Raw genomic sequence first — 12,931 nt, 5'->3', positions numbered from 1 at the left:
AGTTTAGTTACCAGCTTCTTAGCTGAAAGTATGACTGATTATAAAGTCAATAATCGTTCCACAATTAGTGGATAAAACTTGTGTTCCAGCACCTGTACCTTCTTTGCGAGGGTCTCCGGGGTATCGTCCGGGGTGATAGTACAACGTTCCTGTAAGATAGTAGCTCCATCATCATATTTTTCATTGACAAAATGGATAGTAATACCACTTTCAGGTTCCTTAGCGGAGATCACGGCGTCGTGCACAAAGTGACCATACATGCCTTTGCCTCCATATTTAGGTAGTAATGCCGGATGTATATTAATAATATGCTCTGGAAATGCCTGTACCAGGTTGCCGGGTACTTTCCAGAGGAAACCAGCCAGTACGATCAGGTCGATGTTTGCTTCCTTTAATATCTGAATATAGTCATCACTTTTGAAAAATCTTTCTTTATCTATTAATATAGAAGGAATGTGTTCGTTCTCTGCTATTGTAAAAACACCGGCTCCTGGTTTATTGCACAGGATGAGTGTAACGGCGGCTTTGTCGGAGCCTCTGAAGTGGTCGATGATCTTTTGCGCGTTACTACCTGCACCGGAAGCGAAGATGGCTATATTTTTCAAGTTGAAGTTTGTTTTCTTTTTAAAGGAAGAAGCTGCAAAATTAGATAAATATCGGCAGATGTCTGGCAGGGCCTGTTTTGATCCCAAAATTTTCGGAGTATATTTGAACCATTCACGGGGAAAAGAGGTTAATTAAGGCAAGACACAACTCTGGAGTTTATCCCCTCTCAATTCCATATTACAATACATGATAATATATAGGTTTGCAAGGAAGCTAAGAACCCAATGTGTAGTTTATGACATTTATCATGTTTTTCCTCATGTAAAAGTATCTGATCAATACGCGCTTTGCCGCGTTATATATAGGGAAAAGGAATTAGTGAAGCAAGTAAGATTTTTTTATAATTGTTGATAAATTGTCAATATTGTGTCTTATTTTTGCTGGCACTTTTTAAAGAAACTTAAGGTCAAATCTAAACTAAATAGGCTGTGTATCGTCGTGTTTCCATCCGTATGCGTAAGCATTTTGTGAGTGTTCTTGTCCTATGCGTTGGTCTGATTGCTTCCTTCTCTGTAAAGGCGGCTGATCCTTCCAAAGGGAAAGCATTGTTTAAGGATAACTGCGCATCTTGCCACAATGTCCAAAAGAAACTAACTGGTCCTGCCCTGGCGGGTGTTGAAGGCCGTTGGAGTGATAAGAAATTATTACACCAGTGGATCCATAATTCAGCATCTGTACTGGCTTCTGGAGACCAATATGCAAATGCTCTGTACAAAGAGTACAATATTGCGATGCCTGCTTTCCCTTCTTTCTCTGACGCCGATATCGATGATATCCTGGCGTTTATTGCGCAGGAAGAAGCTAAAGGTGGTACTACTGATAAAGCTACCAATCCAACTGGCACCCCAGGTACTAACCCTGAAGAAGGAAGCGCTAACAACAGCCTCCTTTTCGGTATTATTACCCTGATCCTCGCAGTAGTTGCATTAATTCTCCTCCAGATCAACAGCAACCTGAACAAACTTGCTGCTGACAAAGAAGGCGTAGCGGTGGCAGAACCTGTTCCATTCTACAAAAACAAAGCATACATCGCGCTGGTGATCCTGCTCCTGTTCATGGTTGGTGGTTATTTCACTATCAATGGTGCAATTGGTCTGGGTCGTCAAAAGGATTACATGCCTGAGCAGCCAATCTTCTTCTCTCACAAAGTTCACCCGGGTATGAACCAGATCAACTGTCTGTACTGCCACGCTGGTGCTGAGAAGAGTAAGCATGCAATGATTCCTTCTGAGAACATTTGTATGAACTGTCACAAAGTGATCAGTGAATACAGTGGTGGTGATCTGTTCAATGCTGAAGGCAAGAAGATCAATGGTACAGCTGAAATCGCCAAATTATACGAATACGTAGGTTGGGATGCTACAGCGAAAGCTTACACTAAACCAGGCAAACCAATTCCATGGACTAAGATTCACAACCTGCCTGACCACGTTTACTTCAACCACTCTCAACACGTAGTAGCTGGTAAGCAACAGTGTCAGACTTGTCACGGTCCGATCACCGAAGAAGATGAAGTTCATCAGTTCGCAGATCTGTCAATGGGTTGGTGTATCAACTGTCACCGTACTACCAAGGTGCAGTTTGCAGACAACAAATACTATAGCATTTTCGAGAAGTTCCACCAGGATGTGAAAGATGGCAAGATCGACAGCGTGACTGTTGAAATGGTCGGTGGTACTGAATGTCAGAAATGTCACTATTAATATAATAAGTGAAGATAAATCTGGTGGAGGAAGCAAAGTAGTAGCGTAAAACAGATCGTTATCATACCAGCTTCATACATCGTTCTTCATAATGCTAATTATAATCCGTAACTCGTTAGTATAAATAACATGGAGCAAAAAAAGTATTGGAAAGGCTTGGAGGAGTTGCACAATACCAAGGAACATCAGGAGATTGTGAATAACGAATTTAGAGAGGATCTGCCTTTTGAGGAGAGTGAAAGCCTGTTGAATGCTACTACCCCGCGCAGGGACTTCCTGAAGTACCTGGGGTTCACTACTGCAGCTGCTACTATCGCTGCCAGTTGTGAGATACCTGTGAAGAAAGCAATACCTTATGTAAATAAGCCTGAGGAAATTACTCCAGGTGTACCTAACTACTACGCTTCTACATACGCTGTTGATGGTGAGTTCGTGCCTTTAGTGGTGAAAACCCGTGAAGGTCGTCCAATTAAAGTGGATGGTAACGAATTGTCTTCTATCACTGGTACTTCCTCTACTGCAAGAGTACAGGGTTCTGTTCTGAGCCTGTACGATGCGGCCCGTCTGCGTTTCCCGACTATCGCAGGCGTTGAGACTACCTGGTCCGAACTGGACAAACAGGTAGGCGCTGCCCTCGCGGGTCTGGCTGGTGCACCGGTAGTACTGCTGACTTCTACAATCATCAGCCCTTCTACTAAAAAAGTAATCGCTGGTTTCCAGGCTAAATATCCAGGCTTCCGCCATGTAACTTACGATGCAGTTTCATACTCCGGTATGTTGCTGGCTAACGAAGCTTCTTATGGCAAGCGTGCACTTCCTGCTTACCACTTTGAAAATGCCAAAGTGATCGTGAGCCTGAATGCTGACTTCCTGGGTACCTGGTTAAACCCTGTTGAATATGCTAAGCAATACGGTTCTACTCGTAAGATCGATGAGAAGAAGCCGGAAATGAGCAAACATTTCCACTTCGAGAGCATGATGAGTGTAACCGGTGCAAATGCTGACGAAAGATATACACACAAGCCTTCTCAAACTGGTGACGTTGCGCTGGCCCTGCTGAATGCATTGGGTGGTAACGTTAGCGCTCCTGCCATCACTGACAAACGTCTGGCAGAAGGTATTCAGAAAGCTGCGAAAGCCCTGCAGGCAAACAATGGTAAATCCATCGTAGTAGCAGGTTCCAACGATGTTAATGTACAGGTTATCGTAAATGCGATCAACAGCCAGATCGGCGCTAACGGTACGACTATCGACTGGAACTCTACTGTTGGTTACCGTCAGGGTATCGATAGCGAAATGGAAACACTGGTGAAGGATCTGAACGCAGGTACTGTGGGCGGTCTGTTCATCTACGGTGTGAATCCTAGCTACGATTACTACAACGCAGCCGCTTTCACAGAAGGTCTGAAGAAAACGAAGCTGACTGTTTCTTTCAACTCTCACAAAGACGAAACTTCCGAGAACGTTAAGTTCGCTGCTCCTGCTCACCACTTCCTCGAAAGCTGGGGTGATGCTGAAGGCCGCACCGGATATTTCTCCTTCATACAACCAACCATTGCGCCGCTGTTCAAAACACGTGCATTTGAATCTACCCTCCTGGCATGGAGTGGCAACACAACTACCTGGGAAGATTTCCTGAAGAATGAGTGGATTGCTAAACTGGGTAGCCAGGAAGCATGGGACAAAGCGCTGCAGGATGGTGTGATCGAACCAGCTACTGCTCCTGCATTAGGTGGTGCATCTTTCGCTGGCAATGTAGCTGATGCAGCTGCTAAAATCGGTAGCGTTAAGAAAAGCAGCAAAGACGGTCTGGAACTGGTACTGTATGAAAAAGTAGCAATTGGTAACGGTAAGGAAGCCAACAACCCATGGTTGCAGGAAATGCCTGACCCTATCACCCGTTCTACATGGGATAACTACGCTGTAATCTCCAACAAACTGGCTAAAACTTTCGGTAGTGAGCTGGGTGATGATTACGAAATCAACAATGATAAGACCGTTCTTAAAATAAAAGCAAATGGTAAAGAGGTTCTGTTACCATTGCTGATCCTGCCAGGTATCCATCCTGAAGTGATCGCGATCGCAGTTGGTTATGGCCGTAACGCTAACGCAGGTAAAGCTGCTGCTGGTGTAGGTAAGAACGTTTACAACTTTGTAAGCTTCAACGGTACAACCCGCGATTATTACGCTCCTGAAGTGGGTGTTGAAAAAACCAGTCAGACTTATGAGATTGGTGTAACCCAGACCCATAATAGCTACGAAGGTCGTCCTATCGTTAAGGAAACTACCCTGGAAGAGTTCATCAAGAACCCAGAGGAAGTGAACGAAGATAGAAGAGAACTGGATCAGTTCGGTTACGATCCGACTCCTGGTACTACCGACACTACCAGCAATTTCGTTAAGCATGGTACCCTCTACCCGGATGTTCACCAGTACCAGGGTATCAAATGGGGTATGTCAATTGACCTGAACACCTGTTTCGGTTGTGGTGCTTGTACCATTGCCTGCCAGGCTGAAAATAACGTATCTGTAGTTGGTAAAGAACAGGTGATCAAGGCGCACGAAATGCACTGGATCCGTATCGACCGTTATTTCAGCGGTGATGAGAACAATCCGGAAGTAGTGTTCCAGCCTATGCTGTGTCAACACTGTGACAACGCTCCTTGTGAAAACGTTTGTCCGGTTGCAGCTACCAACCACAGCTCTGAAGGTATTAACCAGATGGCTTACAACCGTTGTATCGGTACTCGTTATTGCGCTAACAACTGTCCGTTCAAAGTACGTCGCTTCAACTGGAGAGACTGGAATGGTGCAGATAGCTTCGAGAACAACCTGTACGATGTAGGTGGTATGAATGATGATCTGACACGTATGGTACTGAACCCTGATGTAGTGGTTCGTAGCCGTGGTGTAATGGAAAAATGTTCTTTCTGCGTACAGAAATTACAGGATGCTAAACTGACTGCAAAGAAAGCTGGTCGTCCAATGAAGGATGGTGAAGCAAGAACTGCCTGTCAACTGGCTTGTTCCGCAGATGCAATCGTATTCGGTAACGTGAACGATAAGGAAAGCCGTATCTATAAAGTGCGTAACGAAGAGCAGAAGAGCAGAATGTACTATGTACTGGAACAGCTGCACGTGCTGCCTTCCATCAACTACCTGGCTAAGATCAGAAACAAAGATGCTGAGCCTAAGGCAGAAGGTAAGAAGGAAGAAGCTGCTCATCATGAAGCATAGTCAGCGAAAGCTGGCTTTTTGCTAACGAGAACGAAAGATTAACAGAGAGATAAAGTTTTAAGTTTAGAACAATAAAAGCTCCTTATTCTGAAGCGCAAGTAAAGGTTAGGGGTTAAAGCTTAAAGAATTATGCATTTAAAGTACGAATCCACACTAAGAGAACCATTAGTTGATGGGGAGAAGAATTACCACCAGGTAACAGAAGATATCATCAGCCCTATTGAAGGGAAACCTGGTAAACTGTGGTATGTAGGCTTTTTCATTTCCGTAGCGTTGTTGTTATGGGGTGTTTTCTCCGTGACCTGGGAAGTTTATTATGGAACAGGTGTGTGGAACCTGAATAAAACAATTGGATGGGGTTGGGATATCACCAACTTCGTATGGTGGGTAGGTATTGGTCACGCGGGTACGCTGATCTCTGCGATCCTCCTGCTGTTCCGTCAGGGATGGCGTACAGGGGTAAACCGTGCGGCAGAAGCGATGACGATCTTCGCGGTAATGTGTGCCGGTCAGTTCCCAATCTTCCACATGGGTCGTGTATGGATGGCCTTCTTTGTATTGCCTTATCCAAATACCCGTGGTCCACTGTGGGTGAACTTTAACTCTCCACTCCTCTGGGACGTATTTGCGATCTCTACTTACTTCACAGTATCTCTGCTGTTCTGGTATTCAGGTTTGCTGCCTGACTTTGCAACTGTGCGTGACAGGGCAAAGACCAAACTGCGTAAACTGCTGTATGGTGTAGCATCTTTCGGTTGGACCGGTTCTGCAAAACACTGGCAGCGTCATGAGGCCCTGTCTTTGGTACTGGCAGGTCTGTCTACCCCACTTGTACTTTCTGTACACACCATTGTATCTTTTGACTTTGCAACTTCAGTAATACCTGGTTGGCATACTACCATCTTCCCTCCCTACTTCGTAGCGGGTGCGATCTTCTCCGGATTTGCGATGGTAAATACACTGCTGATTATCGTACGTAAAGTATTAGGACTGGAAGACTACATCACCATGGGCCACATGGAAGCCATGAACAAAGTGATCGTACTGACCGGTTCTGTAGTAGGTTGTGCTTACCTGACTGAGCTCTTCATGGCATGGTATGCAGCTGTACCTTACGAGTTTGCAACATTCTATAAATATCGCGCAGCTGGTCCGCTGGGTTGGTCTTACTGGATCATGATGACTTGTAACGTAATTACGCCGCAGGTGTTCTGGTTCCGTAAAATGAGAAGAAACATCGTAGTAACATTCGTAATGTCAATCATAGTGAACATCGGTATGTGGTTCGAGCGTTTCGTAATCATCTGTACTTCCCTGTATCGTGACTATCTGCCATCCAGCTGGAGCTACTATCGTCCATCCTGGCCAGAAGTTGGTTTCTATATGGGTACCTTCGGTCTGTTCTTCACCTGCTTCTTCCTGTTTGCTAAATACTTCCCGGTAATTGCAGTATCGGAAATCAAGTTCGTACTGAAAACTTCCGGTGAGAGCTTCAAGAGAGACAACATGGAGAAACTGGAGCCACTTTCCGCTGAGGAATTTGAGCACATCGCTCATGGTCATCATGATGACGACCACGGACATGCAGGTCATGCCGTAGCACACGCTCACAATTAATTGTTAGCTGTAAGAAATCTGGACAAAGACATTTTAGACTTAGAATTTTTTTAAACATATGGCGGTTAAAAATTTCGTTGTAGCAAGTTTTGATGATGAGGCGGTATTATTTCCGGCAGTTAAAAAAGTAAGAACTGCGGGCTACAAAATCCATGATGTATACACACCATTTCCAGTACATGGTCTTGATCATGCAATGGGCCTTCGTGAAACCAGCCTGCACACTGCCGGTTTCATATATGGTGTTTGTGGTACTACGACAGCATTATCCTGCATGAGCTGGATCTTTACATCAGACTGGCCTTTGAACATCGGTGGTAAGCCACACTTCCCGTTACCGGCGTTCATACCTATTACCTTCGAGTTGACAGTACTGTTCGCTGCGGTAGGTATGGTAATGACCTTCTGCTACCTGTGTAACCTGATGCCTGGTGTGAAGAAACACATCTTCCATCCACGTCAGACAGACGATCTGTTTGTAATGGCTATCGAGGTAACTGCTAAAACAAACGCTGAAGAAGTGAAAGCCCTGCTGGCAAAAGCTGGTGGACTGGAAATCAACGAACAGCGTGCGGAAGCAGGATGGTGGTACGGTCGTTTCGATGAGGATGATGAACCTACCCTGTACAAGAACGCACAGACTGCACCTGTAAACGCGTAAACAACGATTTTAAAACTTCGCTGTAAAGCAGACTTACAGAGAAGTATACAGAATATAAGCTTGAATTATAATAAACAGATGAAAAGGACTTCCAACATATTGATCGCAGCTGCTTTGGTAAGTGGAGCTTTGGTATCGGTATCATGCAACAGGGGAGAGAATAACAGAAAGCCCGGAAGGATTTACATGCCTGACATGTATGAATCCCGTGCTTATGAGTTCTATAATGAGAAGGTATCATCTATGAAACCTGTAGATGGCACCGTGAAGAGAGGAGAGTTATTGCCTTACCATCTGAAAGCAGAAGATACTGCGTTAGCTAACGGTGTTAAAAATCCACTGATTCTGGCGAAAGCGGATCTGGAGGAAGGAAAACGTTTATTCAATATTTATTGTGGTATTTGCCATGGCACTAAGCTGGATGGTAACGGTCCGTTGTATAAGGATGGTAATGGTCCTTATGTAGCAGCTCCTGCCAACCTGGCCAGCGGTGCGAAAGCCAGCTACAGCGAAGGTCGCCTGTTCCACGTAATGACTTATGGTTACAACGTGATGGGTAGCTACGCCAGCCAGCTGGATAGAACACAGCGTTGGAAAATAGCTGCATATATCCGCAGCGTGCAGAACGGTGGTGCGAACCCTCCTACCCTGGTAGATGGTGACGCTGGTACACCAGCTGCAACTCCTGCTCCTGCAGCAGCAGCTCCTACTTCGGACAGCACTACACATAAGTAATTGAATATAATAGCATTAATTAAGTATTTTAATATACAGTAATGAAGGACCAATTTGTAGTACCGGCAAGATTAAAGACGACCAGCTTCGTGTTAATGGGGATTGGCTTGCTGACTTTGTTGATCGGATTTTTCGCATTTAGTGGTGAGCATGGCTCCACACGTTTCTGGGCTGGCCTCCTGCAGAACAGCTCTTTCTTTCTACTTGTAGTATTAGCCAGTACCTTCTTTATTGGTGCCACTACCCTGGCACATGGTGCATGGCAGGTTGGTTTCCGTCGCGTACCGGAAGCCATCTCAATGGCTGTTCCTGTATTAGGTGGTGTCTTTTTCGTAATTCTGATGTGCCTGGTCTATGGTAAAGCTGGTCATATTTACCACTGGCTTGACAAAGAGCATGTGCAACACGATCCAATCCTGAAATGGAAAGAGGCATTCCTGAATCCTACTTTCTTTACAGTAGCAGCTATCCTGACAATTGGTCTCTGGATACTGTTCACTGTTAAACTCCGCAACATGTCCATCGAAGAAGATGGATGGGATCTCTCTAAAGAAAGCGGTAAACGCATCCTCTGGAGAAATACTGTGATGTGCGGTGGTTTCGTAGTAATCTACGCACTGAGCGTTGGTTCTACATCTCCCTGGTTATGGTTAATGAGTATCGATGCACATTGGTACTCTACTATGTATAGCTGGTATACCTTCGTGAGTAGCTGGGTATCTGGTATCTCCCTGATCGCATTGTGGGTTATCTATCTGAAACGTAATGGCTACCTGCCTAATGTGAATGAAGAACACCTGCATGACCTGGGTAAATTCGCTTTCGGTTTCAGTATCTTCTGGACTTACCTCTGGTTCTCCCAGTACATGCTGATCTGGTATGCTAACATGCCTGAAGAAATTATTTACTTCAAACCACGTCTGTGGGGTGAGTGGAGACCTATCTTCTTCCTGAACCTGATCATCAACTTCATCACTCCGCTGTTGTTCCTGATGAGCAGAGATAACAAACGTAACTGGTCTTCTATGACTTTCATCACTGTGCTGATCATCGCTGGTCACTGGATGGACTTCTGGCAGATGGTGGGTCCTGGTACTTATCAGCACCTGGTGTTCCCTTGGTATGAGCTTGGTCTGGGCGTAGGTTTTGTTGGTCTGATCATCTTCCTCGTGTCAAGAAATCTGACTAAGGCTCCGCTGGTTCCAAAGAACCACCCTTATCTGAAAGAAAGTATTATACACCAGGTTTAATTGGCATTAATACTGAGAGATAGATTTAGGTAAATCGTAAAGCATTAGATAACTTAATTATTCAAAATAGCAATGTCAGGATATTTAGCAGTCTTAGTAGTTGTGCTCATATTCGTAGTCATCTTCCAGATTGCGAAGGCCAGCGAATATGTGTCGATATTAAAGGGAGAAAAGAAGTCGCGCCAGCAATCTAACAAGGTGAACGGCTTCCTGATGATCGTGTTCCTGGTGGTGGGCCTGATAGGTGTTTACTACTGTAATGAGTTACTGAAAGGTAAAATTGGTGTTGAATCCGCCTCTGTACAGGGTGAAGGTATCGACAGCATGATTAAATGGACACTGGTTATCACTGGTATCGTATTCATTATCACCCAGATCCTCCTTTTCTGGTTCGCATTTAAATACCAGGAAAAAGAAGGTCAGAAAGCCTTCTATTTTCCACATAATAATAAACTGGAATTAATCTGGACCGTAATACCTGCTATCACCTTGACAATCCTGGTTGCATTCGGTTTAAGACACTGGTTCCGCCTCACTTCCGATGCGCCGAAAGATGCAATGGTAGTTGAAGTAACTGGTAAGCAGTTCAACTGGCTGGTTCGTTACCCAGGTAAAGATGGTCAGCTGGGCCGTAAGTTCTTCAAAAACATCAACGAAGCCAACAATCCTGTAGGTCAGGATTGGGACGATCAGCTGAATAAGGATGACTTCATGACAACCGACATTCACCTGGTAGTAAACAAACCAGTGAAATTCATCATCGGTTCCCGCGATGTAATCCATGACGTAGGTCTGTCTGCTTTCCGTATGAAGATGGATGCTGTTCCAGGTATCCCTACTACGCTGTGGGTAACTCCAAAGTTCACCACAAAGGAAATGAGACAGAAGATGGACAATCCTGATTATGTGTACGAACTTTCCTGCGATCAGATGTGTGGTAAAGGTCACTACTCTATGAAGGCTAACATCGTGGTAGAAACTCAGGAAGAATTCGATGCCTGGGCTGCTAAGCAGAAAGCTCAGTATGATCTTGCTCATGAAAGCGCGACTCCGGCTCCTGCAGCAGCAGCTGCTGACAGCACCCAAAAGGCAGTGGCTAAAAACTAGTGAAATAGTAACTTTGTAGCCAGAGAAAAATTTTTAGACGCACAAGACGCACAGGACATTAAATAATTATAAGAAAAACTGAACGCACATCAGTTTTATATAAATAGCACCGATTATGAGTAACGAAGCAACATTGCACAGTCAACAGGAGCTAATGCACGGCGCCCACGGGCACGATCATGGCCACGGTCACGATGACCATGAGCACCATGAGGGCGGCTTCATTTCGAAGTATGTTTTTAGTCTGGATCACAAAACTATCGCTAAGCAGTTTCTGATTACCGGTATTATCTGGGCTATCATAGGTGCCTTCTTCTCTGTACTGTTCCGTTTGCAACTGGGTTTCCCTGATGCTACTTTCCCCTGGATGGAAAGCATACTGGGAAAATGGGCTAAAGGTGGCCGTATTACTGACGAAGCTTACTATGCATTGGTAACAATGCACGGTACAATCCTCGTATTCTTTGTATTAACAGCCGGTTTGAGCGGTACTTTCTCCAACCTGCTGATTCCTTTGCAGGTAGGTGCCCGCGATATGGCTTCTCCTCTCATGAACATGATGAGCTATTGGTTCTTCTTCCTGGCTAGCGTGGTGATGATGACCTCTCTGTTTGTACAGACTGGTCCTGCATCTGGAGGTTGGACTGCTTATCCGCCATTGAGTGCGCTGGGCGATGCGTCAATTGGTTCTAAAATAGGTATGGACCTCTGGTTATCGGCAATGGCACTGTTCGTAGTGTCTCAGCTGCTGGGTGGTCTGAACTATATCTCTACTATTCTGAACATGCGTACCAAAGGTATGACTATGACCAAGATGCCACTGACTATCTGGGGCTTCTTCTTCACAGCTGTACTGGGTGTACTTTCCTTCCCTGTATTACTGTCAGGGTTTATCCTGCTGCTGTTCGACCGCCATGGTGGTACCAGCTTCTACCTGAGCGAACTGTTCGTAAATGGTAAAGCATTGAGCAACGAAGGGGGTTCTGCTATCCTGTACCAGCACTTGTTCTGGTTCCTGGGTCACCCTGAGGTATACATCATCATCCTCCCGGCAATGGGTATGGTATCTGAAGTAATGGCGGTTAACTCCCGCAAACCTATCTTCGGTTACCTGGCGATGGTTGGTTCCATGTTCGCGATTGTTATCCTGGCTTTCCTGGTATGGGCGCACCACATGTTCGTAACTGGTCTGAACCCATTCCTTGGTGCCTTCTTCGTACTGTTAACATTGCTGATTGCGGTACCGTCTGCGATCAAGGTGTTCAACTGGATCACTACGATCTGGAGAGGTAACATCCGTTTTACTCCTGGTATGCTGTTCTCTATCGGTTTCGTGAGCACATTCATCTCTGGTGGTCTGACTGGTATCTGGCTGGGTAACTCCTCTATCGATATTCACCTGCACGATACATATTTCGTAATCGCGCACTTCCATATAGTAATGGGTGTATCTGCCTTCTTCGGTACTTTCGCCGGTGTATATCACTGGTTCCCGAAAATGTTTGGCCGTTACATGAACAATACCCTTTCTTACATCCACTTCTGGATCACCCTGTGTGGTGCTTACCTGATCTTCTGGCCAATGCACTATGAAGGTCTGGTGGGTATGCCAAGGAGGTATTATGACTACTCAAACTGGGAGTCTTTCAAACAGTTCGCTGATCTGAACCACTTCATCTCTATCGTGGTGATCCTGGTATTTGCTACTCAGCTCCTGTTTGTATTCAACTTCTTCTATAGCATCTTCAAGGGTCGTAAGTTAACAACTCAGAACCCATGGAATGCGACTACCCTGGAATGGACTACTCCGATTAATCCTGGTCACGGTAACTGGCCTGGTGAGATCCCTGAAGTTCACCGTTGGGCTTACGATTACAGCAAGGATGGCCAGGATTTCATTCCTCAGGTCGTTCCACTGTCTCCGGAAGAACAAGCTAACGGCGGTCACTAATCCTGACCTGCCGGTTGCCCTCCCCCGCTAAAAGGGAGGGCAGCTCAAAAAAACGAAAGTGAAG

The 12,931-nt window shown here is 45.3% G+C and carries 9 protein-coding genes; 8 read left to right on the top strand and 1 reads right to left on the bottom strand.

What is annotated here, in order from left to right:
• Positions 1–38: 38 nt before the first annotated feature.
• Positions 39–605, bottom strand: a complete 567-nt coding sequence (locus SIO70_RS04070; RefSeq protein ID WP_320579667.1) for a phosphoribosylglycinamide formyltransferase — start codon at positions 603–605, stop codon at positions 39–41.
• A 429-nt stretch (positions 606–1,034) separates the two neighbouring features.
• Here SIO70_RS04070 and SIO70_RS04065 point away from each other — a divergent pair, with 429 nt between their 5' ends.
• The 8 genes from SIO70_RS04065 to SIO70_RS04030 all read left to right on the top strand — a co-directional run bounded on the left by SIO70_RS04065 (position 1,035) and on the right by SIO70_RS04030 (position 12,867).
• Positions 1,035–2,309, top strand: a complete 1,275-nt coding sequence (locus SIO70_RS04065) for a c-type cytochrome (protein ID WP_320579666.1) — start codon at positions 1,035–1,037, stop codon at positions 2,307–2,309.
• A gap of 129 nt (positions 2,310–2,438) precedes the next feature.
• On the top strand, positions 2,439–5,546 hold the full coding sequence (locus SIO70_RS04060) for a TAT-variant-translocated molybdopterin oxidoreductase (RefSeq protein WP_320579665.1): 3,108 nt from the start codon (positions 2,439–2,441) through the stop codon (positions 5,544–5,546).
• A gap of 129 nt (positions 5,547–5,675) precedes the next feature.
• A complete protein-coding gene (nrfD, locus tag SIO70_RS04055) occupies positions 5,676–7,163 on the top strand; it encodes an NrfD/PsrC family molybdoenzyme membrane anchor subunit (protein WP_320579664.1) in 1,488 nt (495 codons plus the stop codon).
• 58 nt (positions 7,164–7,221) lie between these two features.
• A complete protein-coding gene (locus SIO70_RS04050; protein ID WP_083722943.1) occupies positions 7,222–7,824 on the top strand; it encodes a DUF3341 domain-containing protein in 603 nt (200 codons plus the stop codon).
• Between the two features lie 78 nt (positions 7,825–7,902).
• The gene (locus SIO70_RS04045) at positions 7,903–8,559 is read left to right on the top strand and encodes a cytochrome c (RefSeq protein ID WP_320579663.1); all 657 of its coding nucleotides are present in this window, start codon (positions 7,903–7,905) and stop codon (positions 8,557–8,559) included.
• A gap of 41 nt (positions 8,560–8,600) precedes the next feature.
• On the top strand, positions 8,601–9,809 hold the full coding sequence (locus SIO70_RS04040) for a quinol:cytochrome C oxidoreductase (protein WP_320579662.1): 1,209 nt from the start codon (positions 8,601–8,603) through the stop codon (positions 9,807–9,809).
• A 72-nt stretch (positions 9,810–9,881) separates the two neighbouring features.
• A complete protein-coding gene (locus tag SIO70_RS04035; protein ID WP_320579661.1) occupies positions 9,882–10,916 on the top strand; it encodes a cytochrome c oxidase subunit II in 1,035 nt (344 codons plus the stop codon).
• A 115-nt stretch (positions 10,917–11,031) separates the two neighbouring features.
• Positions 11,032–12,867: a cbb3-type cytochrome c oxidase subunit I gene (locus tag SIO70_RS04030; protein ID WP_320579660.1), complete on the top strand. Its 1,836-nt coding sequence runs from the start codon at positions 11,032–11,034 to the stop codon at positions 12,865–12,867.
• Positions 12,868–12,931: the final 64 nt, after the last annotated feature.

The organism is Chitinophaga sancti (assembly GCF_034087045.1).
In the GTDB taxonomy this organism is placed as follows: Bacteria; Bacteroidota; Bacteroidia; order Chitinophagales; family Chitinophagaceae; genus Chitinophaga; species Chitinophaga sancti_B.
This window is presented reverse-complemented; position numbering and strand designations above follow the sequence as displayed.